This window comes from Stappia indica (genome assembly GCF_020177335.1).
GTDB classification, from domain to species: Bacteria; Pseudomonadota; Alphaproteobacteria; order Rhizobiales; family Stappiaceae; genus Stappia; species Stappia indica_B.
Window position 1 is genome coordinate 33,750 of the sequence record NZ_JAIVMG010000010.1, and the last position, 24,739, is coordinate 58,488.

The window sequence follows — 24,739 nt, forward strand, 5'->3', positions numbered from 1 at the left end:
GCCTGCCCTCAACCAAGCCTGAAAGGATGCCGACCCCATGGAAATGGCGAACACCCGGCGCATCGATGCTTCACGTGAAACGGTCTGGGCCGCGATCCAGGATCCGGCGATGCTGGAAAAATGCATCCCCGGATGCAAGGGCGTGGAAAAGCTGTCCGATACGGAAATGACGGCGGTGGTGGTGCTCAAGGTCGGCCCGGTGAAGGCGACGTTCAAGGGCAAGGTGCAGTTCGAAAATGTTGCGGCTCCGGTCAGCCTGACCCTGGTCGGCGAAGGCACCGGCGGCATCGCCGGCCATGCCAAGGGCTCCGCCGATGTGGAGCTTGCGGAAGAGGAGGGAGCAACGGTGCTGAGCTATCGGATGCAGGCGCAGATCGGCGGCCGCATCGCCCAGCTTGGCGCGCGGCTGATCGATTCCACCACCCAGAAGTTGGCCGCCGAGTTCTTCAATCGGCTGGAGGCGGAATTCGCCGAGGGCGAAGACGCGGATACGGCACTGGAGCCGGCGCTGAGCGCGGCCGGCTGATCCGGACGGGATGAGACACAGATGACCCGACTGACCCTAGAACTCAATGGCCGGATGGTCACCGACGATGTCGAGGACCGGACCCTGCTCGTCGACTTCCTGCGTGCCCGGCAGGGGCAGACGGGAACCCATGTGGGCTGCGACACCAGCCAGTGCGGTGCCTGTGTCGTGCATGTGGATGGCGTCTCGGTCAAATCCTGCAACATGCTGGCGCTGCAATGCGCCGGCCGCAAGGTGACCACCGTGGAGGGGCTGGCGCAGGATGGGGTGTTGCACCCGATGCAACAGGCCTTTCACGACAACCACGGCCTGCAATGCGGCTTCTGCACCCCCGGCATGATCATGTCCGCCATCGACATGGTCGAGCGTCATGGCCCCGCTCTCGATGAAGCCACCGTGCGTCACGACCTTGAGGGCAACATCTGCCGGTGCACCGGCTATGAGAACATCGTCAAGGCGATCCTTGTCGGAGCGAAGGTGATGACCGCATGAACGGCTTTGCGTATCTGAGACCGGGCGATCTGGCCGAGGCGCTGGCGTTTTTGCGGGAGGGGGATGAGGCCAGCCCTTTGGCCGGCGGGCAGACCCTGGTGCCGACCATGAAACAGGGGCTGGCCGCTCCGGAGACCCTGATTGATCTGGGCGGTCTCGCCGAGCTGGCGGGCTTGAGGGTGACGCCGACCCATGTGGAGGTCGGCGCCATGTGTCCTCATGCGGCGGTTGCCGCCGCCCCTGGGGTTCGGGCGGCCTGCCCGGCGCTGGCGGAACTCGCCGGCATGATCGGCGATGCGCAGGTGCGCAATCGCGGCACCATCGGCGGCTCGATCGCCAACAACGATCCGGCGGCGGACTATCCGGCGGCCTGTCTGGGGCTGAATGCGGTGATCCGCACAGACCGCCGGGACATTGCCGCCGATGACTTCTTCCTCGGCATGTTCGAGACCGCGCTGGAACCGGGGGAGTTGATCGTCAGCGTTGCCTTTCCGCGCTGCCGCGAGGCGGCCTATCTGAAGTTCCGCAACCCCGCCTCACGTTTCGCCCTGGCCGGTGTCTTCCTCGCCCGCCATGCAGATGGCGTGCGCATCGCCGTGACCGGCGCCGGAACGGATGGCGTGTTTCGCTGGAGCGAGGCGGAAGCGGCGCTCGGCCGCGAGTTCACCGCATCGGCGCTGGCCGGGCTGGCTGTGCCGGTGGAGGACATGCTGGGAGACCTCCACGCGGCGGCCGATTATCGGGCTCATCTTGTCAAGGTGCTGACAGCGCGTGCATTGGCGGTCATCAGCGAACGATCCTAGCGGCGGGCAAGGATGGTCCGGCCATCGCCGGCGATCAGCCGAAGCGCCCCGTCCTGGGTGATGTCGAAGCGTTGCACCTCGCTCAGGATTTCCAGGAAGGCCGCTTCCTGGGTCATCAGGGCGGGGGCGCAGGCCATGTTGGTAACCCCAGCCGCTCCAATGGTCAGGCTTTCGCCGGTCAATTGGTAGCCGGCGTTGTAGCGGTTGCAGCCGGACCGGCCGTAGAGGCGTCCATCGGCGGTGAACTCCAGCGTGGTGCTGGAGAAGTCGATGATCCCGGCGGAACCGATGTCCTCCACCGTCCACGCCGCGCCGGTGAGGAGATCGGCCGGGTGACCACCGCAGCCGTTCAGCGACCGGTCGCCGATCTCAAGGGTCACGCGCATCGGATAGGGCATGCCGCTCATGTCGTCATGGCAAAGCGCGTCGGTGATCGTCACGGCGAGGTCGCGATCATCCTCGGTTCTCGTGCGGTAGGTCTTTGTCGTGTCGTCTGCTTCAAGTTTCCCGAGCGGTGCGGATGTGGTGTTCGAGCCATAGTCGAGGCTCAGCTGGAACCGGTCCTCCGCCATCTTCAGCGACCACCCCGGCTCGTTACCGGTCGCGGTGAAGGCCGGCAAGGCGGCCTCATCTTCCACCCGCACCAGCATCAACATGCCCAGGTCGTTCTCGCGCTTGTCCGGGTCGACCGAATGGACCTCGTCCGTGGTCCAGAGCAGCTGGCCATCCGGCTGGGTGATGCGGCCTTGTACCGCGTAGCGGTGTCCGGGTTGAAAGGCGCTGTCGTCGATAGTGAACTCGAACGGCAGCGGCACCTGGCGTCCGTCCGCCTGGTACTGGTATTCGGCCAGCAGAGGCGCTGCCTGATCGGCGATGGAAATCTCGCGCAGCTCCACCTTGACCATGCTGTCAGGCGGCAACGCCACCCGCTGGCGATAGGTGAGGGCACCGGTCACGGTCACCTCGGTGGCCGCAGCCGGGAGGGCGGAAAACAGCAGACTGGCGGTGAGGGCCGCTGACAGAAGTCCGGTGATCGGATGTCGCATGTTTGGATCCCTTGCGGTGATGGGGGTTTCGGGCCATTCATGCCTGATGGATGATCCATGCCGATGAAAAGGGACGAATTCAGGGCCTTTGCCGGCTATTTCCACCGGTGATCTGTCCCTGGTCGTTGTTTCCCGTGAGGAGGTTTTGCCCATGACCGTCAGGAGTGCCCCGGAAATCCTCGACTTCTGGTTCTCCGATGCCGTTGAACAAGCGTGGTTCTCCCGCAGCGAGGCGGTCGACCGGGAGATCGCGGAGCGGTTTGCCGCCACCTATGAGGCGGCGCGTGCGGGCGCGCTCGATGGCTGGAAGGGAGCGGCGGACAGCGCCCTGGCCCTGACCATTTCTCTCGATCAGTTCCCGCGCAATCTGTTTCGCGGTTCGGCCCGTGCCTTCGAAAGCGATTCGCTGGCACTGGCCTCGGCCAAGCATGGGCTGGCGCAAGGGTATGATCAGGCGGTCGGCGACAGGCAGCGGCAGTTCTTCTACCTGCCCTTGATGCACAGCGAGGATCTTGACGATCAGACCCGGTGCGTCGCGCTCTATCGCGATCTGGGCGACGAACATGCGCTGGGCTTTGCCATCGAGCACCGCGACATCATCGACAGGTTCGGCCGCTTTCCCCATCGCAACAAGGCGCTTGGTCGCCGCAACACCGAGGCCGAGGCGGCCTTTCTGGAACATCATTCCGGGTTCTGACGGGACGGTCCGGCTTAAGGGGCCTCGCATCGGCGGTCGTGTGCGGGCAATCCATGGTGTATGACCCAAGCCGGAAGTAGAATTCTTCTCAGGTGAAAGCGTGTCGAAAAAGCGAATCATCGTCGCCATCACAGGGGCCTCCGGCCATGTCTACGCCATTCGCCTGCTGGAGATCCTGCGGGCGCTGGAGGTGGAGACCCATCTCGTCATGTCCCGGGCGGCGATGGTGACGCTGGCCCATGAATCGGACCTGAAGGTACCCGAGGTGCAGGCCAAGGCCGATTTCGTCCATGCCAATGAGGATATTGGGGCGGCGATTGCCAGCGGGTCGTTCCGCACCCAGGGCATGATCGTCGCCCCCTGTTCGGTCAAGACGCTGGGGGAAATCGCCTCCGGTACCGGGGGGAGCCTGGTGACCCGGGCTGCGGATGTGGTGCTGAAGGAGCGGCGCCGGCTGGTGCTGATGGTGCGCGAAACCCCGCTGCATCTCGGCCATTGCCGTAACATGGTGGCGGTGACCGAAATGGGCGCGGTGGTCATGCCGCCGGTGCCGGCCTTCTACGCGCGGCCGGCGAGCATTGATGACATCGTCGAGCATACGGTCGGGCGGGTGCTCGACCAGTTCGATATCGACAGCGGGACGCTGAAGCGCTGGAAGGACGCGCCGTAGTGGGACGGGGGGCTCCCCGGGGTCAGACCTGCCCGGGCCTCATGCAGAGGGCAAGGCTCTCGCTGATCTTGTCGATCAGTGCGCGCACCCGGCGCGGCTGAACCTCCGACTGGGGATAGACGATCTGCAGGGCGGTTTCGCCGGCGGAATACTCGGAAAGCAGTTCCACCAGCGCGCCGGAGGCCAGATCGGCCTCCACGTCCCACAGCGATTTGAAGGCGATGCCATGGCCGTCGCGGCACCAGTGCCGCACCAGGCCGCCATCATTGGCGATCCGCTGGCCGCGCACCAGCACCTTCGTCACCTTGCCATCGATCCGGAACGGCCACTCCCGGTCGATATGCTGGCCGAACCGCATGAGAATGCACTGGTGCTCCGCCAGATCCGCCGGGGTCTCCGGCCTGCCATGGGCTGCGAGGTAAGCGGGAGCGGCACAGACGACCCGCCGGTTGGTGCCAAGCGGGCGTGCCCGCAAGCTGCTGTCGGCCAGCGTTCCGTGCCGGACGGCGAAATCCAGCCCCTGCGCCACCAGGTCCACGTAGCCGTCTGTCAGGTTGAGATCGACAGTCACCTCCGGGTTTTCCGCCAGATAGGCGTCGATCACCGGGACGATGCAGCGGCGGCCGAGATCCTCCGGCGCGCTGAGACGGACAGGACCGGACAGCCGCTCCGTGCCGAGGCGAATGCGGGCATCGAGCTCTTCGGCCTCCGCCAGCAGCCGCCGCGCGCCCTGAACCAGCAGGCGTCCCTCGTCGGTCAGGCTGATTGCGCGGGTCGTGCGGGTGAGCAGCGTCGCCCCGTAGTGCCGCTCCAGCGCCGCAAGCTTTTCCGAGACCGAGGCGGGAGACAGACCGGTCTCGCGCCCTGCGGCGGCCAGACCCTGCTTCTCGACAATGCGCAGGAAGAGGCGCAGATGTTCAAGACTGACCATTCGATTTTTCCGAATTATGATTTCATAGAATAGGCAATTATCTGACTTAACGGCAAGGCCTACCCTTTCCCGGGAAAGGGAGGGGTATTGCAACGCGATGCCATAGCCCTCCGCCGGCGCGAGGCACCCCGCCCCAACCGGTTTGCTCGCGCTCCCTGATGCGCTTGATGGAGACGTCGCATGAAGGCAAATCTGTTCACACCGCTGTCGCTCGGGTCGCTGACCCTGCCGAACCGTATCGTCATGGCGCCGATGACCCGGGCGCGCACGGATCAGCCGGGCAATGTGCCCAATGGGATGATGGCGCAGTATTACGCCCAGCGGGCCAGCGCAGGGCTGATCGTCACCGAGGCAACGCAGATCTCGCCCCAGGGGCAGGGTTACTCCTTCACCCCGGGCATTCACACGCCCGCGCAGGTCGCCGGCTGGAGGAGGGTGACCGATGCAGTGCATGCCGCCGGCGGTCGGGTCTTTCTCCAGCTCTGGCATGTGGGCCGGATGAGCCACGGCAGTTTCCACGCCGATGGCCGGCCGGTGGCCCCTTCGGCGCTGTCGCCGGAGGCCCAGGTCTGGGTGGTCGATCCGCAGACCGGACAGGGCGGCATGGTCGATTGCCCGGTGCCACGGGCGCTCAAGACCGGCGAGATTGCCGGGATCGTGGAGGATTTTCGCAAAGGCGCGGCCAATGCCATGGCCGCCGGCTTCGACGGGGTCGAGATCCATGGGGCCAACGGCTACCTGATCGACCAGTTCCTGCGCCGGTCCGCCAATCACCGCACGGACCGCTATGGCGGCGATCAGGCAAACCGCATCCGTTTCCTGATCGAAGTGGCCGAGGCGGTGGCGGCGGAAGCGGGGCCGGACCGCACGGGGCTCCGCCTGTCGCCCTTCATCACCCAGCGCAACATGGCCGATGACGAGATCATTCCGACCATGCTGAAGGCCGCGCGGGAGCTGGACCGTATCGGGCTTGCCTATCTTCACCTGTCCGAGGCGGATTGGGAGGATGCGCCGCAAATCCCGCAGGACTTCCGTCATGCGCTGCGCGCGGGTTATTCCGGGCGGATCATCGTTGCCGGCAAATACACCCGCGACCGGGGCGAGCGGATCGTCAGTGACGGGCTCGCCGATCTCGTGGCCTATGGCCGGCCGTTCATCGCCAATCCGGATCTGGTGCGGCGTTTTCGCGAGGATCTGCCGCTGGCGGCGTATGACGGCGCCACCTTGTTTGGCGGCGGTGCCGCCGGCTATTCCACCTATCCGGCGCTTGAGGAGGTGGCGTGAACGCCCGGCGCCCTGCCGTGGATCCTGTCCCGATGGAGGCCGGTGACCGGATCGGCACCGATCTGGTGCTGGCGGAAAACGGTCTTCAGATCTGGCATATTCGCCTCGCACCGGGGGAGACCTTGCCGGCCCATCGCCACGATCGCCCCTATTTCTGGACGGTGCTGACCGATGGCAAGGCCCGCTCGCGCTATGGCAATGGCGAGGTGCTGGATGTGGTCTACCAGGCCGGCGACACCCGGTATTTCCCGGATTTGTCGTCGAAAGCCGCTTTTGTCCATGATCTCACCAACACCGGCGATGCGGAGCTTGTCTTCGTCACTGCTGTCCTCGGCGGGCAAGCCTAGGCGGAGTTTTCGAGCGATCGAATGCCTCACCCGGCGCCTTGCGAAAGCTGCCGGGTGAGGGGGCGTATGGGTCAGGCCGGGCCGGTGGCGTCCTTGCCCAGTTCCTTGGCGTGCAGCCAGTCGGCGTGGTGAGGCGCGCGCTTGGTCTTCGACCATTCCTCCAGCATGTCCCATTTCACCGCGTCGAGCTTCTTCAGCATGGCCTCTTCCGCCGGATCCGGGCAGGCCAGTTCAACCCGGTGGCCGTTGGGGTCGAAGAAATAGATCGAGTGGAAGATCGAATGGTCGGTGACGCCGAGCACGTCGATGCCGTTCTTCTCCAGCTTCTCCTTGAACGCCAGCAGCGTGTCCCGGTCCTTCACCTTGAAGGCGATGTGCTGCACCCATTCCGGCGTGTTCGGGTCGCGGCCCATCTCCGGCTTGGTCGGCAGTTCGAAGAAGGCGAGCACATTGCCGTTCCCGGCATCGAGGAACACATGCATGTAAGGGTCCGGCTCATGGGTGGAGGGCACCTTGTCCTCGGCGATCGCCAGCACGAAATCCATGTTCAGGTTGTCGACATACCAGTTGACCGTCTCCTTCGCGTCCTTGCAGCGATAGGCGACATGGTGGATCTGCTCGATTTTCATCTGTCGTTCCTCCGTCATGTGTTCGGGAACACCCCGTCCGCGCTTGTCTGACACTCGCGGGAAGGCCCTCCTCCGGGCCTTGGGCAAGATGTGCGTGCTAGCTGGGCTTCACCGCAGCAAAGGCGGCCCGCAGCAGGTCGCGGTTGCCGATGTGGTTGGCCAGGACCAACACCAGCCGGGCATTGAGCGCCTCGCTGTCCTCGCGGCTCAGCCCCTCGTGCAAGGCGAGCAGCTCGGCGTAGAACCCGTCCGGGTCCGTAAGGTTCGGTTCAAGGGTGAGCGTTTTGGGCGTCGTTGCTGTCATGATGCGCTCCTCACGCCTGTCCGGTTGCGGTTCGGACCGCCTGCGCCACGGCATCGGCATCGAAGGTGGTCCAGCGCGCGGCCACATGCTGGTCGGGCCGCATCAGGTAGACAGCGCTTTTCGCCTCGCCTAGATAGCGCGCAGCCAGCGCTCCGCTCGGGTCGTCACCGGCGGAAAGGGCCAGCCGGGTGACGGCAATGCCGTCGATGTCCAGCCTGTCCGGGGCCTCTGCATCGAGGGTGAGAAGCTGGAAACTGCCGCCCAGCCGGTCGAGAAGCCAGCCGTCGCCCACCGGTGCATCGCTGGCCGGCGCGCCGGGGCGCGTGCGGGTCGGCAACTCGGCGGCGTCAGGGCCGTTCAGCGGCGAGCCGTCATAGATCGCCGGCAGCGACAGGCGGCCGGAATTGACCAGCGGCCGGGCGAAGGCGTGATGCTCTGCCAGATCGAGCACCGCATCGCGGAACACCCGGCTGGCATGGCTCTTCGGGGTGATGAAATCGGTGGAGCGCGAGGAATTGAGGATATTCTCGTCGGCGGCGAACACCCGCTCCGTGTCATAGCTGTCGAGCAGGCTGTCCGGCGCCAGCCCGTCGAGGACGAGCTTCAGTTTCCAGATCAGATTGTCGGTGTCCTGAAAGCCGGAATTGGCGCCGCGCGCGCCGAATGGCGAGACCTGATGCGCCGCGTCGCCGGCGAAGATCACCCGGCCATGGCGGAACCGCTCCATCCGCCGGCACTGGAAGGTGTAGATCGACACCCATTCCAGCTCGTAGGCCGTGTCCTCGCCAAGCATCGCCTTCAGCTTCGGGGCGATCCGCGCCGGGTCCTTTTCCGCCTCCCGGTCGATGTCCCAGCCCAGTTGCAGGTCGATGCGCCAGACATCGTCCGGCTGCTTGTGCAGAAGTGCCGATTGTCCCTTGTTGAAGGGCGGATCGAACCAGAACCAGCGTTCGGTCGGGAAATCCGCCTTCATCACCACATCGGCGATCAGGAAATTGTCCTCGAATACCCGGCCAAGGAAATCGAGGCCGAGCATGGCCCGGGTCGGCGAGCCGGCCCCATCGCAGGCGATCAGCCAGTCCGCATCAAGGCTGTAGGGCCCCTCGGGCGTCTCCACGGCAAGGCGCACGCCCGCCGGCTGTTGGTCGATGGCGATGACCTTGTTGCCGCCGCGCAGCTCGATCGGTTTGCCCTCGGCCTCAAGCTCCCGGACCCGATCGACCAGATATTCTTCCAGATAATACTGCTGCAGGTTGATGAAGGCCGGCCGCTTGTGCCCGCGCTCCGGCAGGAGGTTGAAGTCGTAGACCTTGCGGTCGCCGAAGAACACCTTGCCCACGTTCCAGAGAACGCCCTTGTCGACCATGGCATCGCCGCAGCCGAGCCGGTCGAGGATTTCCAGCGGCCGCTTGGCGAAACAGATCGCCCGCGAGCCCCAACTCACCTTGTCGTTCTCGTCGAGTACGACCACCGGAACGCCGGCCTGGGCAAGGTCGATGGCGGCGGCAAGGCCGACCGGACCGGCGCCGAGCACCACCACCGGATGGCGGGCGGGCGTCGCCGCATCCTGATCGGCGACGCGCCGATAGGGGTAGAGCGGCGTTTCGAAAATCTTGGTCATGTCTCCTCCCGAGAGAACCTGAAGCCGGCCAGGCATCCGGCGACCTCCACCGCCGGATGCCTTCTCTCTGTCAGCCCTGCAGGGCCTCCCACATTTCCTTGTCGCGCTGGGCGGTCCAGATGCGCGGCGTGTCGATGTCGCGCGCCTCGTCATAGGCACGGGCGACATTGAACGGCAGGCAATGCTCGTAGATCGCGTAGTCGGAGAATTTCGGATCGCACTCGGCGCGGGCCGCGTCCCAGGCTTCCTTCAGCGAGCCGCCGCGCATCGCCACCTGGGCCACCGGGCGATAGGTGGAGGTGACGAAATCGCTGGTAGCGTCGAGGGCGGCATTGACCATCTCCTTGCCGACCAGCGCGTCGCCGCGTCCGGGCGCGATGGCATCCACGTCCCAGGCGCGGATCTCCTCCAGCGTGCCCGGCCAGTCGTGGAAATGGCCGTCGCCGCAGTAGCAGGCCGAGTGGTACTCGACGATATCGCCGGTGAACATCACGTTCTCGTCCGGCACATAGATGACGATGTCGCCGGCGGTATGCGCGCGGCCGAGGAACATCAGGTCGACCCGCCGGTTGCCGAGATAGACCGACATGCGGTCGTTGAAGGTGGTGGTCGGCCAGTTGAGCGGCGGGATCTGGTCCACCGTGTCATAGCCCTGGAACAGGCGCGGGAAGCGCATGAACTCGGATTCGCGATCCTCCGCACCGCGTTCCACCACCATGGAGCGGGCCTTCTCGCTCATGATGATGTTCGGGGCGTTGTAGGCAGCGGCGCCGAGCACCCGCACCGCGTGATAGTGGGTGAGCGCCAGATGGGTGATCGGCTTGTCGGTCACCTCGCGCACCTTCTCGATCACCTTGTTGGCAAGGCGCGGGGTGGCCTGCGCCTCGATGATCATGACGCTGTCGTCACCGATGATGACCCCGGTGTTCGGGTCGCCTTCGGCGGTAAAGGCCCAAAGGTCCCTGCCGATTTCGGTGAAGGAGATGTTCTTTTCGCTCATGTCGCCCTGGGAGGCGAATGCCTTGGCCATGCTGGTCTCCTGATCGTCTTGTCTTGCGCCTTGCCGTCCGTTTGCCGGCAGCTGTCGTGGATGTTGCGCTATTGCCGGGCGATGGCGTCGAGTTCGGCCTTGAGCGAGCCGAATTCCTCATCGCCTGCGTCGGTCCGGATGTCGTCGATGACGCTGCGCCCGTCCTCGTTGACGATGGTGAAGCGCACCTCGCTCAGCGCCTGCGCCTCGGGCGCCTCTTCGAAACAGGCGGTGGCGTTGAAGCGGGCGATGACCATGGCGGGCGCTCTCGATCCGGCCGCCTCATCGGTCTTGGCGTCCTCGGCCCGGGCGATCGACAGGTCGGTCAGTGGACATCCGTCCTGGGCATTGACGATCACGTCGTAGTCGAACGGCGAGGTGCCGGCCTCCATCGCCGGAAAGGCGGCGGCGGCCCGGTAGCGGGCAACGAAGTCCCGGCTGAACAGGCGGTCGAGCCGTTCCTCGGTGAACAGCTCCTGCGGTTCCGACCCGTCATCGGCCCAGTTGCCGGCGGTGATCCGCATCACCTCGGCCACCGGCGCGAGCGGATCGTCGGCGCGGGCCGTGGCCGAGAGCAACGTACCCGAAAGCGCCAGCGCTGCGACAAGGAGCCTAGTCATGTTTTTCCACCGTCTGTTCGATGGCACCGAAGATCGAATGGCCGTCGCGGTCCGGCATCTCGATGCGGACCGTGTCGCCGAAGCGCATGAACGGGGTCTTCGGCGCGCCGGTCTCGATGGTCTCGATCATGCGGATCTCGGCGATGCAGGAATAGCCGACACCGCCTTCGGCGACCGGCTTGCCCGGCCCGCCGTCCAGCTTGTTGGAAACGGTGCCGGAGCCGATGATGGTGCCGGCGCCGAGCGGCCGGGTCCTGGCCGCATGGGCGATCAGGGTGGGGAAGTCGAAGGTCATGTCGATGCCGGCCTCGGCCCGGCCGAAGGCCTCGCCATTGAGGTCGACGGCAAGCGGCAGCGACAGCTTGGCGCCGTCCCAGGCCTCGCCCAGTTCGTCCGGCGTGACCGCCACCGGCGAGAAGGCCGAGGAGGGCTTGGCCTGGAAGAAGCCGAAGCCCTTGCCCAGCTCCGCCGGGATCAGCCCGCGCAAGGACACGTCATTGACCAGCATGACGAGCCGGATTGCCGCAGCCGCCTCCTCGCGGCTGGCGCCCATCGGCACGTCGCCGGTGATGACGGCGATCTCGCCTTCCATGTCGATGCCCCAGGCTTCGTCGGCCATGCGGATCGGGTCGCGCGGGGCGAGGAAGCTGTCGGAGCCGCCCTGATACATCAGCGGGTCGGTCCAGAAGCTCGGCGGCATTTCCGCGCCGCGCGCCTTGCGCACCAGTTCCACGTGATTGACATAGGCCGAGCCGTCCGCCCACTGGTAGGCGCGCGGCAGCGGCGACAGCGCGTCATGCTCGTGAAAGCGCATGGACGGCACGGCATCATGCTCAAGGCTCTCGGCGAGGGTGGCGAGCTTCGGCGCCACCTCGTCCCAAGTGTCGAGCGCGGCCTGCAGCGTCGGCGCGATATGCGCGGCCTCGGTGCAGCGGGTCAGCGCCTTGTTGACCAGAACCAGCCGGCCATCCCGGCTGCCGTCGCGAAGTGTGGCAAGTTTCATATGATTAATCCCAATTGCCTTCGATTGTGCCGTCGAACCGTTTCTTCAGGTCGGTCCAGCACGTGAGATAATTGTCCTGCAGCGTGTCGAGCTCCGCCGCAAAGCGGGTGAGATGCTGGGGAAAGCGGGTTTCGAACATGAAGGCCATGGTGCCGGTGAGCTTTTCCGGCTTGAGGTCGGCCCGGCTGGCCTTGTCGAAGCCGGCCGCGTCCGGCCCGTGCGGCAGCATCATGTTGTGCAGGCTCATGCCGCCCGGCACGAACCCTTCTTCCTTGGCATCGTAGCGACCATAGATCAGCCCCATGAACTCCGACATGATGTTTCGGTGGTACCAGGGCGGGCGGAAGGAATGCTCCGCCACCATCCAGCGCTCGGGGAAGATCACGAAGTCGATGTTGGCGGTGCCCGCTTCGCCCGACGGGGCCGTGAGCACGGTGAAGATCGACGGATCCGGATGATCGAACAGGATCGCCCCGACCGGGGAAAAGGTGGTGAGGTCGTATTTGTAGGGCGCGTAGTTGCCGTGCCAGGCGACCACATCGAGCGGCGAGTGATCGAGTTCCGTGGCGTGGAAGGTGCCGCACCATTTGACGATCAGCCGGCACGGGGTCTCCTTGTCCTCGTACCAGGCGACCGGGGTCTTGAAGTCGCGCGGATTGGCCAGGCAGTTGGCGCCGATCGGCCCGCGGTCCGGCAGGGTGAACTTGGCGCCGTAATTCTCGCAGATATAGCCGCGCGCGGGACCGTCAGACAGCGCCACCTGGAACACCATGCCGCGCGGAATGACGCAGATTTCCTTCGGCGCCACCTCCATCGCCCCCAGCTCGGTGACGACGCGCAAGGCGCCCACCTGCGGCACGATCAGCAATTCGGCATCGGCGTTGAAGAAATAGTCGTCGCTCATGTCGGCGTTTGCCGCATAGACATGGGTGGCCATGCCGACTTGGGTGTGCACATCACCGGCGGTGGTGATGGTGCGGATGCCGGAAAGGAAGTCGGTCGGGGCTTCGGGCATCGGCACCGGATCCCAGCGCAATTGCCCCAGCGCCAGCGCGTGGTCGCCGACATTCGGCGCGGTCTTCCACTCGGGCAGGTCATGGGCCGCGAACCGGCCGGAGTGTTTCACCGAAGGGCGGATGCGATACAGCCAGGAGCGCTCGTTGGTGCCGCGTGGCGCGGTGAAGGGCGAGCCGGACAGCTGTTCGGCATAAAGCCCATAGGGCGCGCGCTGCGGCGAATTCTGGCCTTGCGGCAGGGCGCCGGGCAGCGCTTCGGTCTCGAAGTCATTGCCGAAGCCCGGCATGTACTGGAGCGTCACGTCTGATCCCTCCTGAACCCAGACAGTTGATAGTTGCATTTGTAACCGTTTAGTTTGTAACTATCAACGCGCGTCTTGCGTCATCCGCCGGAGGGAGTGCCATGCCCGATATCCTGCCGCTTGAGGCTTTCCTGCCCTACCGCCTGGTGCGCGCGTCGAACGCGGTCAGCCAGCGGTTCGCGGCGGCCTACAAGATGCGCTTCGGCCTGACCCGGCCGGAATGGCGCAGCATCGCCATCCTGGGGGAAGTGGGGGAGGCGACGGCAACGGAGATCGGCCGCCGCTCGACCATGCACAAGACCAAGGTCAGCCGGGCGGTGGCGGCGCTGGAGGGGCGCGGCTGGCTGACCCGCCGCGCCGACAGCGACGACCGGCGGCTGGAGCATCTTGAGCTGACGACGAAGGGACGGCAGGCCTATCGGGAGCTGGTGCAGCTGGCGCGTAGCTTCCAAGAGGATCTGGTGCGGGAGATGGGGGCCGATGCGGCGGCAGCCCTCGATCAGGGGCTCTCCGCCGTGGAGCGTATGCCGCCCGCCCGCCGGCGCTAGGGCCGGGCTGGCGGGCGACGATGGGTCTGGACCCTAGTGCGCTTCGTCCCAGTTGTCGGCGGCGCGGGCATCCACCTGCAGCGGCACCGACAGACGCACCGCCGGTTCGGCGGCGCTTTCCATCACGTCGCGGACAAGCGAAATGGTTGGCTCGACTTCCGCTTCCGGCACCTCGAAGATCAGCTCGTCATGGACCTGCAGCAGCATCCGTGCGGTCAGCTTCGAAGCCGCGAGGCGGTCGTCCATGCGGACCATTGCCCGGCGCAGGATATCCGCCGCCGATCCCTGGATCGGTGCGTTGATCGCCGCCCGCTCATAGAAGGCGCGCATGTTCGGGTTCTTGGTGTTGACCTCCGGATAATGCGCGCGGCGGCCGAAGATCGTCTCGACATAGCCGTTGGCATGGACGAAGGCCTTGGTCGCTTCCATGTAGTCGCGGATGCCCGGGAAGCGTTCGAAATAAGTCTTGATGTAATCCGATGCCTCACCGCGCGAGATGCCAAGCTGGGCCGCCAGGCCAAAGGCGGAAATGCCGTAGATGATGCCGAAATTGATCGCCTTGGCGCGGCGGCGGACCATCGGGTCCATGCCCTCGATCGGCACGCCGAACATCTCGCTGGCGGTCATGGCGTGAATGTCGAGCCCATCGGCGAAGGCCTGTTTGAGCTGTTCAATATCCGCCATATGCGCCAGGACGCGCAATTCGATCTGGCTGTAGTCGGCGGAGAGAAGCTTGTTGCCCTTCTCGGCGATGAACGCCTTGCGGATCTTCCGTCCCGCCTCGGTGCGCACCGGGATGTTCTGCAGATTGGGCTCGGAGGAGGAGAGCCGCCCGGTGGTGGTCGCCGCCAGCGAATAGGAGGTGTGCACCCGCCTGGTCTCAGGATTGACGAAGCCGGGGAGCGCGTCCGAATAGGTCGATTTCAGCTTGGAAAGCTGCCGCCATTCGACGATCCGCGCCGGCAGCTCGTGCCCCTCGGCGGCCAGGTCGTCGAGCACCGAGGCGGAGGTCGACCAGGCGCCGGTCTTGGTCTTCTTGCCGCCCGGCAGGCCCATCTTGCCGAACAGGATGTCGCCGAGCTGTTTCGGACTGCCGACATTGAACGGCTCGCCGGCCAGCTCGTGGATCTCCGCTTCAAGCCGCGCCATGCCTTGCGCGAAATCGCCCGACAGCCGTGACAGCATCTGCCGGTCGATGGCGATGCCACGGGCTTCCATCTTCGCCAGCACCGGCACCATCGGCCGCTCCAGCCGTTCATAGACCGTGGTCATGCGCTCGGCGGCGAGCCTCGGCTTCAAGACCTGCCACAGCCGCAAGGTGACATCGGCATCCTCGGCCGCATAGGCGGCGGCGGTCTCGATCGGCACCTTGTCGAAGGTGATCATCGACTTGCCCGAGCCGGCGACCTCCTTGAAGGGGATTGGCGTGTGCCCGAGCCAGCGTTCGGACAGGGCGTCCATGCCATTGCCGCCGATCCCTGCGTCGAGCGCGTAGGACAAGAGCATGGTGTCGTCATGCGGTCCGACCTCGATACCGTAGCGCTGCAGCACCAGCCAGTCGTATTTGAGGTTCTGGGCGATCTTCAGAATGCCCGGATCTTCCAGCATCGGCTTCAGCAGCGCCAGCGCCTCGCTCAGCGGGATCTGCCCGGCGATCAGGTCACCGCCACCGAGAAGATCGCCGTCCCCGTCCACATGGCCGAGCGGAATGTAGCAGGCGCGGCCCGGCGCGGTGGCCAGCGAGACGCCGACGAGATCGGCCTGCATGGCATCGAGCGAGGTGGTTTCCGTGTCGACGGCCACATATCCGGTCTCCGCCGCCTCGGCGATCCAGGCGGACAGCCGGGCGGTGTCCGTCACCGTCTCGTAGGCGCTGGCATCCACCGGAGCGGCCTTCGCCGCTTCGGCAGCCGCATCGGCGACCGTCTGCGGCTGCCAGCCGGCGGATCCCCCGTCAGGGTCGGCTGCGGTGGTGGTGTTGTCGCCGCCGCCCGCCGTGCCCGCCGGCGTGCGGCCATTGTCCATCTGGCGCCCTTTGCCATCCGGCTCGTGCCAGCCCTTGATGACAAGCTCGGCCGGCTCGATCTCGGCGATATCGGCGCCGGTGGTTTCGCCGACGCGCCGGGTCAGGGTGGTGAACTCAAGCGCCTTGAGGAAGGCGACCGCACGAGTGCCGTCCAGATCGGTAACCGCCAGCGCGCTGGCCGGAAGTGCGACCGGTACGTCATCCTTGAGGGTGACGAGTTTCTTGGAGATGCGAGCCTGTTCGGCGAATTCGATCAGGTTTTCGCGCCGCTTCTTCTGCTTGATCGTGTCGGCTTTCGCCAACAGCGTATCCAGATCGCCGAACTCGTTGACGAGCAGGGCGGCGGTCTTCAGGCCGATGCCGGGCACGCCGGGCACGTTGTCGACACTGTCGCCCGCCAGCGCCTGCACCTCGATCACCTTGTCGGGGCCGACGCCGAATTTCTCGAACACCTCCGGCTCGCCGAAGATCTTGTTCTTCATGGTGTCGATCATGCCGACACGCGGCCCGATCAACTGCATAAGATCCTTGTCGCCGGACACGATGGTGACGCGCGCGCCCTGGGCTGCCGCCGCGCGCGCATAGGTGGCGATCAGGTCGTCCGCCTCGAAACCTTCCTGTTCGATGCTGTGCACGCAGAAGGCCCGCGTCGCCTCGCGGATCAGCCCGAACTGCGGGATCAGATCCTCCGGCGGTTCCGGCCGCTGTGCCTTGTATTCCGGGTAGATCTCGCTGCGGAAGGTCTTCGAGGAATGATCGAAGATCACCGCCATGTGGGTCGGCTCGTCGCCCTCTTCCGGTGTCAGCCCCTCTTGCAACAGCTTCCACAGCATGTTGCAGAAGCCGGCGACGGCGCCCACCGGCAGGCCGTCCGACTTGCGCGTCAGCGGCGGCAGCGCGTGATAGGCGCGGAAGATGAAGGTGGAACCGTCGACCAGAATGAGATGGTCGTCGGGCGAAAGGGCGGAGGCGGGATCTTGTGTCGACATGGCGCGGATCATGCCTGCGTTGACGGCCTGAGAAAACCCCGCTTGTCGCTTTCTCCGCTTATTCCGCCGCCTGCGGCTGGGTCCGGCCGGCGCCCGTGCCGGACAGGCGCGCCCAGGCGGGGCGCACGAACAGGAAGGTGCCCAGACCGGTTCTCTGGATCAGCCACCACAGCACCAGCGGGGCGATCACTCCGGCGGCGGTGACGATCAGGGAAATCCAGCCGACATCCGGGATGATCCCGGTCTTCAACAGGATGATGCGGGTTGCCGCCATGGGGAAGAAGAAGGCCAGATAGACGACGATCGAGTTCTCGCCGCAATGGCGCAGCGGCGCGGAGACGCCAAGCTGGGTCAGCAGCGCCGAAACGACGATGACGGCGAGCGCGCCGGCGCCGCCAAGCGCCAGGCTGATCACCGGCCATTCGCTGTGTCCGGTGAAGACGAGGCCGCCGTTGACGAGGCCCCAGGCGAGCAGCCCGGCGAAGGCCAGTGGCAGGTGGTGCCGGGCCCAGTCCGCCAGGGCGAAGGCGCGGGCGGCGAAGATATAGCCGCAATAGAAGAAGACGTAGCGCGAGGCGAATTCGTCGATCAGCACCGAGCCAGTGTGAATGGGGGCGATCTGCAACAGGGCGGCGGCGCCGAGCACCAGATACCAGGGCAGGCCAGAACGATGCAGCGCCTTGGTGATCACGAACATCACCGGCAGCATGTAGATGAACCAGAGCGTGCCGAACGGCTGCACATAGGCCAGCAGATACTGACCGGCGACGCCCGCCCAGCCGATTTCGCCGGCCATCACCGGCGCCTTGACCGCGAACTGGATGGTGAGCCACAGCACGTAGAAATAGGCGAAATGCACCACCTTGCGATCAAGGTAGCTGCGCCAGGGACGATCGATCACCAGCCCGAGGAACAGACCGGAAATCATGAAGAAATCCGGCATGCGGAAGGGTTTGGCAAAGGCGACGATCGCACCCATCCAGCCGGGCTCTCCGGCGGCGATCTCCACGCCGATGGTGGAATGCATCATCACCACGAAGATGATGCAGAAGCCTTTTGCCGTATCGACCCAGTCGATCCGCCCGTTCGCCGCAGACGTCATGTTCGCTCTATCCTCGCTTCGCCCCCGCAGCCCGCAAGGCCGCGCACGAAGATTAGCGAAGGTGGAGTGTAAATCCCGTTAATCGATCAGGAGTGTGTCAATGCCCGCGCCGGTTGTCGTCGCCATGCGGGCGTTCATCGGTGATCCAGGGCGAGCCGGATTGGCCATTGGTCGGGCGTTGGCCGTCGTTCGGATCGACCGAGGACCAGTCGCTGGCGTCGAGATCGACGACCCCTTCACCGCGCTGCCGCCGCACATCGGCATGGACCACGGTGACCGGTGCGTTGCGCACGACAACGCGGGCCAGTGCCGCGCGCAGCGGCGGCACGAACAAAAGCAGGCCGATGGCATCGGTGACGAAGCCGGGGATCAGCAACAGGATGCTGGCAACGACCATCATCGCCCCCTGGACCAGATCCTCGCCGGGCACACGCCCGGCGTCCATTTCGGCGCGCATCCGCGTCAGCAGCGATACCCCTTGCAGCCGCAGCATCACCGACCCGGCGACGGCCGTGGCGATGGTCAGGAGAATGGTCCAGACCGCACCGATTTCCGAGCCGACCTCGACGAAGACGGCGATTTCGATCAGCGGCAGACCGATCAGGACAAGGAGCAGGATCAGACCGATGGGCATGGGCACCGTTGCGCTGGTTGGCCGGCCTCTGCGGGCGGGCCGGTGGAATGACGCGCGCAAGGGGTAGGGCGCGCGGGCGTGATTTACGCCCCTTTAGGTAGGAAACAATTGGCCGGATTGCGAGTAAAATGCGCTTGGCGTCACGTGAAATCGAACGGGGGGCTTGTGCTTGAGGTTGGATGTTGGTTCAAGGAGCCTTACATAAGAAAATTCAGGGAGCGTGGCGTGGACCCGCGACCGGCCCGGGCGTCGCCAGGCGGCAAGCGCTCCCCTTGATGTCAACCGACCGGAAATGAAATGAGCGAAATGTTCGACGTCACCACGATCATTTTCCTGGTTCTGGCCGTCGTGATCTTCCTGAGGCTGCGCAGCGTTCTGGGCAAGCGGACAGGTCACGAGCGGCCGCCTTTCGACCCCTATTCGGCTCCGGATCGGGAGAAGGACGCCTCGGCGCGTCCCGCGCCGGTGGAAGACAACGTCATCCCGCTGCCGGGACAGGGCGGGTCGTCGACGCCGGCCGCGCAGACGGCGACGCTGGAAACGGTGGCGCCGCAAGGCTCTGCCCTCAACGAGGCGTTGCGCAAGATCCTGTCGGCGGACAGCTCGTTCGAGCCGCAGGGCTTCTTGCAGGGCGCGCGTGCGGCGTATGAGATGATCGTGTCGGCCTTCGCCGCCGGTGACCGCAAGACCCTGAAGGGGCTTTTGTCGAAGGATGTCTACGAAGGGTTCGTCGCCGCGATTTCCGACCGGGAGTCCCGTGGCGAGACCATCGAGTCCACCTTCGTCGGCATCGACAAGGCCGATATCGTCGAGGCGGCGATGAAGGGCAGCACCGCGCAGGTGACGGTGAAGTTCCGCAGCGAACTGATCACCGCGACGCGGGACCGGGATGGCGCCATCGTCGATGGCGACCCCAACACGGTGAGCGACGTCACCGACATCTGGACCTTCGCGCGGGACACCGGATCGCGTGATCCCAACTGGAAGCTGGTCGCGACCGAATCGGTCGAGTAAGGGCCGTGGCCCGGCCGGGATCCATCGAGGGGCGGTCACCATCCGCCCCTCTTGGCGTTCTGCTGCTGATGGCCGGGATGGTCTTGGCCGGAGCCTCGCCGGCGCCAGCCGCATCCGACAAGCCCGGACAGGCAATGCCTCTTCTGCACCCCATAACATTTACCGACGTGCCCGGGTGGGAGGAGGATGACCACCGGGCCGCGCTCGCGGCTTTCCTGCGCCATTGCGACACGGGCTTTGCCGGTAAGAAGGGCAGCTTCGGCATCGACCCCGAGGCGCTTTCTGCGCTGTGCCCCAGCGCCCGGGCGGCCTGGGCGGCAGCGGACGCTTCGGCCGCACGCCGTTTCTTCGAGGATGGCTTCACGCCGCACCGGATCGCCGCCAAAGGGTTCCTGACCGGCTATTTCGAACCGGAATATCGAGGCGCCCGGACGAAGAGCGCCGCCTATCCCTATCCACTCCTGCGGCGCCCGCCCGAGCTGGTGGCGCTCACCGAGGCGAACCGCCCGGCCTGGGCCGACAAGGATTGGCCGTTCGGGCTTCGTGGCCGTGACGGCACCCTCCGACGCCCGCCGGATCGTGGCGCCATCATGGACGGGGCGCTCTCCGGGCGCGGGCTGGAGCTGGTCTGGCTCGCCGATCCGGTCGATGCGTTTTACATTCACGTGCAAGGGTCCGCCCGCATCCGGTTGGACGAGGGCGGTGTCATGCGGGTCGGCTATGCCGGCAAGACCGGGCATCCCTATGCGCCGATCGGCCGGGTGATGATCGAACGGGGGCTGGCCGAGCCCGGCACGGTGACCATGTCGGTGCTGCGCGGTTGGCTGGCGGAAAATCCCGAGGAAATCGACACGGTCTTGCGGCGCAACCGCTCCTACATCTTCTTTCGCGAGGTCACCGAGGTCTCGCCTGAGGAGGGGCCCGTCGGAGCTGCGGGCCTGCCTTTGATGACCGGCCGCAGCCTGGCGGTGGATGCAGGCTTTCACACCTACGGCGCGCCGGTGTTCGTCTCGGCGGAACTGCCGCTGGCGGCGGGCGGCGGGATGCGTTCGTTCCACCGGCTGATGCTGGCCGAGGACACCGGCTCGGCAATCACTGGAGCTGCCCGGGGCGATGTGTTCTTCGGCTCCGGTGCGGCGGCGGGTGAGAAGGCCGGCCCGATCCAGCATGAGGCGGCGATGACGGTGCTGCTGCCGCGAGGCGCCTCGTGAGCCGGGGACGCAAGGGCGGACGCCTGCCGTCTCCCGATGAGCGCAAGCTGTGGGCCCAGATCACCGCCCATGTCACGCCGCTGCCCGGACGCTCGGTGCGGCCCGAGCCGGTGGAACCGGAGACGCCGGAAGCCGGAGAGGCGCCAGCGGAAAAGGCAGGCCGACCAACCTCGTCCAAGACCCAGACGGCGCTTCGCCCGCCGGCGCGCCCTGCCCCCCCGCCGCTGGCGCCGATCGAGCCGCGTCAGCGCCGCAAGCTGGCCCGGGGCACCCGGTCGATCGATGCCCGGATCGACCTGCATGGCCTGACCCAGGCCGAGGCCCATGTGCGGCTGCGTGGGTTTTTGTCTCAGGCGCAGGCGCGCGGGTTCACCCTGGTGCTGGTGATCACCGGCAAGGGCGCGGGCAGCATGGCGGCGGAAGGGCGCGGCATTCTGCGCCGGGTGGTGCCGCAATGGCTCGCCTTTCCCGAAATGAGGTCGTTGGTGGTCGGGTTTGAGGAAGCGCACGCCACTCATGGCGGTGGCGGTGCTCTTTATGTGCGCCTGCGCAAGGCGGGACGTGGAGGGCGCCTGTGACCCCTTTTGGCGCCAAGGTGCGGGAGTTGCGCAAGAAGCGCGGCATTACCCAGGCCGACATGGCGGCGGCGCTGGCGGTCTCGTCCGCCTATCTGTCGGCGCTGGAACATGGCCGGCGTGGCCGGCCGACCTGGTTCATGGTGCAGCGGATCATTGCCTTCTTCAATGTCATCTGGGACGAGGCGGAGGAGCTGCAGCGGCTTGCCGAAATGTCCGACCCGAAGGTCACCATCGATACCGGCGGGCTTGATCCGGCAGCGACCGAACTTGCCAATCTGCTGGCGCAGAAGATCGACGGTCTGTCGAAGCAGAGCCTGGAACAGCTGCTCTACCAGGTGAAGGCGGCGGCCGCGCGCGATGGCGTGTGAGGCGGGCATGTTGCACGCCGGACTCGACCGGATGCGGCCGGGCGCGTACCCTCCCGCTCCGCTTGCACGAAAACCGGATAGACCGGCGCGGCCAAAACACAGGAAGAACGCGGACCTGAACCCATGAGCAAGACAGCGGATCCGCTTGCCGGACTGATCGATTCGCAGGAGCTGCGCCACCAGCTGACGGCCCTCACCGCGCCCTATGATGGCGACGGGTCGGACATGCGTGTGCGCGGTGAAGTCCTTTCCTTGCTGAAGGCGGCCATGCGTCAGGCGCGAGAGGTGACCGAGGAGCGATTGTTCGAGGATGGTGGCGGTACCCTGTGCGCCCGGCGCCTGTCCCATGTGCAGGATGAAGTGATCCGCGTCATCTACGATTATGCGCTGCATCACGTCTACCGGGTGAAGAACCCGTCCGCCGCCGAGCGCATGGCGGTGGTGGCCGTCGGTGGCTATGGCCGGGGCACCCTGGCGCCGGGGTCGGATGTCGATCTCTTGTTCCTGCTGCCCTACAAGCAGACGCCCTGGGGCGAGCAGGTGGTCGAATACATTCTCTACATGTTGTGGGATCTGGGGCTGAAGGTCGGCCATGCCACCCGCAACGTGGAGGAATGCCTGCGCCTGTCCCGCTCCGACATGACGATCCGCACGGCGGTTCTGGAGGCGCGCTTCATCTGGGGCGACAAGGCGCTGTTCGCCGACATGGTCCGCCGCTTCGACACGGAGGTGGTCGCCGGCTCCGGGCCGGAGTTCATCGCCGCCAAGCTGGCCGAGCGGGACGAGCGCCACCGGCGGCAGGGCACCTCGCGCTATCTGGTCGAGCCCAACGTCAAGGAGGGCAAGGGGGGCTTGCGCGACCTCAACACCCTGTTCTGGATCTCGAAATATTTCTACCGGGTCCGCTCCGGCGCCGGCCTGATCAAGGCCGGGGTGTTCTCCCGTGCCGATTATCAGCGGTTCAAGAAGGGTGAGGACTTTCTCTGGGCGGTGCGCTGCCACTTGCATTTTCTCACCAAGCGGGCCGAGGAGCGGCTGTCCTTCGACGTACAGCGCGAGATTGCCGTGCGGCTGGGCTATACCCAGCACCCGGGCATGAAGGACGTCGAGCGCTTCATGAAGCATTACTTCCTCGTGGCCAAGGATGTGGGCGATCTGACCCGGATCTTCTGTGCCGCGCTGGAGGAACAGCACGCCAAGGCGCCGCAGCCGCTGTCGCGGCTGATCGGCCAGCTCACCGGCCGCAACCGCCGGCGCCGCGCGGTCAAGGGGTTTCCCGAATTCGTCATCGAGAATGGCCGGCTCAACCTGGCTTCGGAAAGCGCCTTCGAGAAGGATCCGGTCAATCTCATTCGGCTGTTCGCCCTTGCCGAACGGCAGGCGGCGATGCTGCATCCGGAAATGCTGAAACGGGTGCGCCGCTCGCTCAAGCTGATTGGTCCGCAGCTGCGTGAGGACCCGGAGGCGAACCGGCTGTTCCTTCAGGTTCTGACCTCGCGCAGCGATCCGGAAACCCTGCTGCGCAAGATGAACGAGACCGGCGTTCTGGGCCGGTTTCTGCCGGATTTCGGCAAGGTCGTGGCGATGATGCAGTTCAGCATGTATCATCACTACACCGTCGATGAGCATCTGATCCGCTCGATCGGCGTTTTGGGCGAGATCGAGCGCGGCGAGGCCGGCGACGATCATCCGCTGGCCACCGATCTGATCCGGACGATCCAGAACCGCAAGGTGCTGTTCGTCGCCATGCTCTTGCATGATATCGCCAAGGGGCGGCCTGAGGATCATTCGATCGCCGGTGCGCGCATCGCCCGGCGCCTGTGCCGGCGCCTCGGTCTCAGCGCCTCGGAGACCGACACGGTCGCCTGGCTGGTCGAGCATCACCTCGACATGAGCACCATTGCCCAGTCCCGCGATCTGTCGGACCGCAAGACCATCGAGGATTTCGCCCGCGTGGTGCAGAGCCTTGAGCGGCTGAAGCTCTTGCTGATCCTCACCGTTGCCGATATCCGCGCCGTCGGGCCGAATGTGTTCAACGGCTGGAAGGGGCAGTTGCTGCGCACGCTTTATTATGAGACGGAGCCGCTGTTGAGCGGCGGCCACAGTCAGGCGCCGCACAACCAGCGGGTGGCGGCGGCCAAGGCCGAACTGGCCGAGGCGCTGGCCTCCTGGGAGCCGGAGGCGCGGGAGGCCTATCTGGAGCGGCACTACCCGGCCTACTGGCTGCGCGTGCCGCTGGAGCGCAAGCTGGCGGACGCGCAGATGATCCGCGAGGCGGATGCGGCGGCGACCGGGTTCGCCTCGCGCGTGGTGGCGCATGCCTTTGAGGAGGTTACCGAAATCACCGTTCTGGCGGCGGACCATCCCAAGCTGCTCTCGACCATCGCCGGCGCCTGTTTCGTCGCCGGCGCCAATATCGTCGATGCGCAGATCGACACCACCACCGACGGCTATGCGCTTGATACCATCTTCATTTCCCGGGAACTGCCGCGAGATGACGATGAGCTGCGCCGCGGCGAGCGGATCTGTACCCTGATCGAGAAAGCCCTGCGCGGCCAGGAGCGTCTGCCGGACAGCGTCGCCCGCAAGGCGGCAGCGCGTGGACGCATGAAGGCCTTCCGCATCGAGGCGGAGGTGCTCGTGAACAATTCCTGGTCGAACCGGCACACAGTGCTGGAAGTGTCCGGGCTGGACCGTCCGGGTCTGTTGTTCGATCTGACCCGGGCGATCTCGGGGCTCAATCTCAACATCAATTCCGCCCATATCGCCACGTTCGGCGAGCGGGTGGTGGATGTCTTTTATGTGACCGATCTGACCGGTCAGAAAATTGGCAATATCGGCCGGCAGGAAGCCATTCGCACGCGGTTGTGCGAGGCCGTCGACGGCGAAGAGGGCGAGGAGCCCGGGCGCCGGCGACCGCGCCGCACCAGCGCCGTATAGCGAGGTTC

Annotated in this window: 25 protein-coding genes; 13 read left to right on the top strand and 12 right to left on the bottom strand. The window is 65.8% G+C overall.

All coding sequences use genetic code 11. From position 1 onward, the window contains the following. Positions 1 to 37 precede the first annotated feature (37 nt). The 3 genes from LC062_RS14160 to LC062_RS14170 are packed head-to-tail and all read left to right on the top strand — an operon-like array spanning position 38 to position 1,821. Complete coding sequence (locus tag LC062_RS14160; RefSeq protein ID WP_224911686.1) at positions 38 to 526, top strand: SRPBCC family protein; 489 nt, start codon at positions 38 to 40, stop codon at positions 524 to 526. A gap of 21 nt (positions 527 to 547) precedes the next feature. Continuing rightward, positions 548 to 1,018, top strand: a complete 471-nt coding sequence (locus tag LC062_RS14165) for a (2Fe-2S)-binding protein (RefSeq protein WP_224911687.1) — start codon at positions 548 to 550, stop codon at positions 1,016 to 1,018. Continuing rightward, a complete protein-coding gene (locus tag LC062_RS14170) occupies positions 1,015 to 1,821 on the top strand; it encodes an FAD binding domain-containing protein (protein WP_224911688.1) in 807 nt (268 codons plus the stop codon). Before LC062_RS14165 ends, LC062_RS14170 begins: the two co-directional genes overlap by 4 nt. Here the strand turns inward: LC062_RS14170 and LC062_RS14175 are convergent. Further along, positions 1,818 to 2,867 (bottom strand): META domain-containing protein, encoded by a 1,050-nt coding sequence (locus tag LC062_RS14175; RefSeq protein WP_224911689.1) that lies wholly within the window; start codon positions 2,865 to 2,867, stop codon positions 1,818 to 1,820. The genes LC062_RS14170 and LC062_RS14175 overlap by 4 nt on opposite strands. A gap of 151 nt (positions 2,868 to 3,018) precedes the next feature. On the opposite strand from LC062_RS14175, the gene LC062_RS14180 reads away from it, so the two are divergent. Together LC062_RS14180 and LC062_RS14185 are read left to right on the top strand one after the other, a co-directional pair. Then, positions 3,019 to 3,564, top strand: coding sequence for a DUF924 family protein (locus tag LC062_RS14180; protein ID WP_224911690.1), 546 nt, complete (start codon positions 3,019 to 3,021; stop codon positions 3,562 to 3,564). 100 nt (positions 3,565 to 3,664) lie between these two features. Then, on the top strand, positions 3,665 to 4,234 hold the full coding sequence (locus LC062_RS14185; protein ID WP_224911691.1) for a UbiX family flavin prenyltransferase: 570 nt from the start codon (positions 3,665 to 3,667) through the stop codon (positions 4,232 to 4,234). A gap of 22 nt (positions 4,235 to 4,256) precedes the next feature. On the opposite strand, the gene LC062_RS14190 is transcribed toward LC062_RS14185, so the two are convergent. Further along, positions 4,257 to 5,165: a LysR family transcriptional regulator gene (locus LC062_RS14190; protein WP_224911692.1), complete on the bottom strand. Its 909-nt coding sequence runs from the start codon at positions 5,163 to 5,165 to the stop codon at positions 4,257 to 4,259. Between the two features lie 180 nt (positions 5,166 to 5,345). Here LC062_RS14190 and LC062_RS14195 point away from each other — a divergent pair, with 180 nt between their 5' ends. Both LC062_RS14195 and LC062_RS14200 read left to right on the top strand, forming a co-directional pair. Beyond that, positions 5,346 to 6,449: an alkene reductase gene (locus LC062_RS14195; protein WP_224911693.1), complete on the top strand. Its 1,104-nt coding sequence runs from the start codon at positions 5,346 to 5,348 to the stop codon at positions 6,447 to 6,449. Positions 6,450 to 6,481: 32 nt separating this feature from the next. Next, positions 6,482 to 6,796, top strand: a complete 315-nt coding sequence (locus tag LC062_RS14200) for a cupin domain-containing protein (RefSeq protein ID WP_181760161.1) — start codon at positions 6,482 to 6,484, stop codon at positions 6,794 to 6,796. 71 nt (positions 6,797 to 6,867) lie between these two features. Here the strand turns inward: LC062_RS14200 and LC062_RS14205 are convergent, their stop codons facing one another. From LC062_RS14205 to hmgA, 7 genes are all read right to left on the bottom strand, one after another. Continuing rightward, on the bottom strand, positions 6,868 to 7,425 hold the full coding sequence (locus tag LC062_RS14205; protein ID WP_224911694.1) for a VOC family protein: 558 nt from the start codon (positions 7,423 to 7,425) through the stop codon (positions 6,868 to 6,870). Positions 7,426 to 7,522: 97 nt separating this feature from the next. Next, complete coding sequence (locus tag LC062_RS14210; RefSeq protein ID WP_224911695.1) at positions 7,523 to 7,729, bottom strand: DUF2783 domain-containing protein; 207 nt, start codon at positions 7,727 to 7,729, stop codon at positions 7,523 to 7,525. A gap of 10 nt (positions 7,730 to 7,739) precedes the next feature. Then, positions 7,740 to 9,350 carry an FAD-dependent oxidoreductase gene (locus LC062_RS14215; RefSeq protein WP_224911696.1) on the bottom strand — a complete coding sequence of 537 codons (1,611 nt, stop codon included), beginning with the start codon at positions 9,348 to 9,350 and terminating at the stop codon, positions 7,740 to 7,742. A 70-nt stretch (positions 9,351 to 9,420) separates the two neighbouring features. After that, positions 9,421 to 10,380, bottom strand: a complete 960-nt coding sequence (locus tag LC062_RS14220; protein ID WP_224911697.1) for an MBL fold metallo-hydrolase — start codon at positions 10,378 to 10,380, stop codon at positions 9,421 to 9,423. A 68-nt stretch (positions 10,381 to 10,448) separates the two neighbouring features. Beyond that, positions 10,449 to 11,000, bottom strand: coding sequence for a hypothetical protein (locus tag LC062_RS14225; RefSeq protein ID WP_224911698.1), 552 nt, complete (start codon positions 10,998 to 11,000; stop codon positions 10,449 to 10,451). Continuing rightward, positions 10,993 to 12,003, bottom strand: coding sequence for a fumarylacetoacetate hydrolase family protein (locus LC062_RS14230; RefSeq protein ID WP_224911699.1), 1,011 nt, complete (start codon positions 12,001 to 12,003; stop codon positions 10,993 to 10,995). The genes LC062_RS14225 and LC062_RS14230 overlap by 8 nt, the downstream gene beginning before the upstream one ends. 4 nt (positions 12,004 to 12,007) lie before the next feature. After that, complete coding sequence (gene hmgA, locus LC062_RS14235; protein WP_224911700.1) at positions 12,008 to 13,321, bottom strand: homogentisate 1,2-dioxygenase; 1,314 nt, start codon at positions 13,319 to 13,321, stop codon at positions 12,008 to 12,010. A 101-nt stretch (positions 13,322 to 13,422) separates the two neighbouring features. On the opposite strand from hmgA, the gene LC062_RS14240 reads away from it, so the two are divergent. Further along, entirely contained in the window at positions 13,423 to 13,869 is a 447-nt protein-coding gene (locus LC062_RS14240) for a MarR family winged helix-turn-helix transcriptional regulator (RefSeq protein WP_224911701.1), read from the top strand. A 33-nt stretch (positions 13,870 to 13,902) separates the two neighbouring features. On the opposite strand, the gene polA is transcribed toward LC062_RS14240, so the two are convergent. The 3 genes from polA to LC062_RS14255 form a co-directional block, all read right to left on the bottom strand. Continuing rightward, complete coding sequence (gene polA / locus LC062_RS14245; protein WP_224911702.1) at positions 13,903 to 16,896, bottom strand: DNA polymerase I; 2,994 nt, start codon at positions 16,894 to 16,896, stop codon at positions 13,903 to 13,905. A 46-nt stretch (positions 16,897 to 16,942) separates the two neighbouring features. Beyond that, complete coding sequence (locus LC062_RS14250) at positions 16,943 to 17,986, bottom strand: acyltransferase family protein (RefSeq protein ID WP_224911703.1); 1,044 nt, start codon at positions 17,984 to 17,986, stop codon at positions 16,943 to 16,945. A gap of 97 nt (positions 17,987 to 18,083) precedes the next feature. Further along, positions 18,084 to 18,620: an FxsA family protein gene (locus LC062_RS14255; RefSeq protein ID WP_224911704.1), complete on the bottom strand. Its 537-nt coding sequence runs from the start codon at positions 18,618 to 18,620 to the stop codon at positions 18,084 to 18,086. Positions 18,621 to 18,917: 297 nt separating this feature from the next. Between LC062_RS14255 and LC062_RS14260 the strand changes: the two genes are divergently transcribed. The 5 genes from LC062_RS14260 (at position 18,918) to LC062_RS14280 (ending at position 24,731) form a co-directional block, all read left to right on the top strand. Continuing rightward, complete coding sequence (locus LC062_RS14260) at positions 18,918 to 19,634, top strand: Tim44/TimA family putative adaptor protein (protein ID WP_224911705.1); 717 nt, start codon at positions 18,918 to 18,920, stop codon at positions 19,632 to 19,634. A 134-nt stretch (positions 19,635 to 19,768) separates the two neighbouring features. Further along, complete coding sequence (gene mltA, locus LC062_RS14265; RefSeq protein WP_224911706.1) at positions 19,769 to 20,845, top strand: murein transglycosylase A; 1,077 nt, start codon at positions 19,769 to 19,771, stop codon at positions 20,843 to 20,845. Further along, complete coding sequence (locus LC062_RS14270) at positions 20,842 to 21,423, top strand: Smr/MutS family protein (RefSeq protein WP_224911707.1); 582 nt, start codon at positions 20,842 to 20,844, stop codon at positions 21,421 to 21,423. Before mltA ends, LC062_RS14270 begins: the two co-directional genes overlap by 4 nt. Next, on the top strand, positions 21,420 to 21,791 hold the full coding sequence (locus LC062_RS14275) for a helix-turn-helix domain-containing protein (RefSeq protein WP_224911708.1): 372 nt from the start codon (positions 21,420 to 21,422) through the stop codon (positions 21,789 to 21,791). The genes LC062_RS14270 and LC062_RS14275 overlap by 4 nt, the downstream gene beginning before the upstream one ends. A gap of 123 nt (positions 21,792 to 21,914) precedes the next feature. Further along, positions 21,915 to 24,731 (top strand): [protein-PII] uridylyltransferase, encoded by a 2,817-nt coding sequence (locus tag LC062_RS14280; RefSeq protein WP_224911709.1) that lies wholly within the window; start codon positions 21,915 to 21,917, stop codon positions 24,729 to 24,731. Positions 24,732 to 24,739 lie beyond the last annotated feature (8 nt).

Excerpts from the sequence above, each read along its gene's own strand:
- LC062_RS14280 (WP_224911709.1), top strand. The coding sequence starts at position 21,915 with ATGAGCAAGACAGCGGATCCGCTTGCCGGACTGATCGATTCGCAGGAG.
- mltA (WP_224911706.1), top strand. The coding sequence starts at position 19,769 with ATGCCTCTTCTGCACCCCATAACATTTACCGACGTGCCCGGGTGGGAG.
- LC062_RS14250 (WP_224911703.1), bottom strand. The coding sequence starts at position 17,986 with ATGACGTCTGCGGCGAACGGGCGGATCGACTGGGTCGATACGGCAAAA.
- LC062_RS14160 (WP_224911686.1), top strand. The coding sequence starts at position 38 with ATGGAAATGGCGAACACCCGGCGCATCGATGCTTCACGTGAAACGGTC.
- polA (WP_224911702.1), bottom strand. The coding sequence starts at position 16,896 with ATGATCCGCGCCATGTCGACACAAGATCCCGCCTCCGCCCTTTCGCCC.
- LC062_RS14195 (WP_224911693.1), top strand. The coding sequence starts at position 5,346 with ATGAAGGCAAATCTGTTCACACCGCTGTCGCTCGGGTCGCTGACCCTG.
- LC062_RS14260 (WP_224911705.1), top strand. The coding sequence starts at position 18,918 with ATGAGCGAAATGTTCGACGTCACCACGATCATTTTCCTGGTTCTGGCC.
- LC062_RS14230 (WP_224911699.1), bottom strand. The coding sequence starts at position 12,003 with ATGAAACTTGCCACACTTCGCGACGGCAGCCGGGATGGCCGGCTGGTT.
- LC062_RS14255 (WP_224911704.1), bottom strand. The coding sequence starts at position 18,620 with ATGCCCATCGGTCTGATCCTGCTCCTTGTCCTGATCGGTCTGCCGCTG.
- LC062_RS14225 (WP_224911698.1), bottom strand. The coding sequence starts at position 11,000 with ATGACTAGGCTCCTTGTCGCAGCGCTGGCGCTTTCGGGTACGTTGCTC.
- LC062_RS14200 (WP_181760161.1), top strand. The coding sequence starts at position 6,482 with ATGGAGGCCGGTGACCGGATCGGCACCGATCTGGTGCTGGCGGAAAAC.
- LC062_RS14175 (WP_224911689.1), bottom strand. The coding sequence starts at position 2,867 with ATGCGACATCCGATCACCGGACTTCTGTCAGCGGCCCTCACCGCCAGT.
- LC062_RS14170 (WP_224911688.1), top strand. The coding sequence starts at position 1,015 with ATGAACGGCTTTGCGTATCTGAGACCGGGCGATCTGGCCGAGGCGCTG.
- LC062_RS14165 (WP_224911687.1), top strand. The coding sequence starts at position 548 with ATGACCCGACTGACCCTAGAACTCAATGGCCGGATGGTCACCGACGAT.
- LC062_RS14205 (WP_224911694.1), bottom strand. The coding sequence starts at position 7,425 with ATGAAAATCGAGCAGATCCACCATGTCGCCTATCGCTGCAAGGACGCG.
- LC062_RS14220 (WP_224911697.1), bottom strand. The coding sequence starts at position 10,380 with ATGGCCAAGGCATTCGCCTCCCAGGGCGACATGAGCGAAAAGAACATC.
- LC062_RS14210 (WP_224911695.1), bottom strand. The coding sequence starts at position 7,729 with ATGACAGCAACGACGCCCAAAACGCTCACCCTTGAACCGAACCTTACG.
- LC062_RS14215 (WP_224911696.1), bottom strand. The coding sequence starts at position 9,350 with ATGACCAAGATTTTCGAAACGCCGCTCTACCCCTATCGGCGCGTCGCC.
- LC062_RS14180 (WP_224911690.1), top strand. The coding sequence starts at position 3,019 with ATGACCGTCAGGAGTGCCCCGGAAATCCTCGACTTCTGGTTCTCCGAT.
- LC062_RS14190 (WP_224911692.1), bottom strand. The coding sequence starts at position 5,165 with ATGGTCAGTCTTGAACATCTGCGCCTCTTCCTGCGCATTGTCGAGAAG.
- LC062_RS14240 (WP_224911701.1), top strand. The coding sequence starts at position 13,423 with ATGCCCGATATCCTGCCGCTTGAGGCTTTCCTGCCCTACCGCCTGGTG.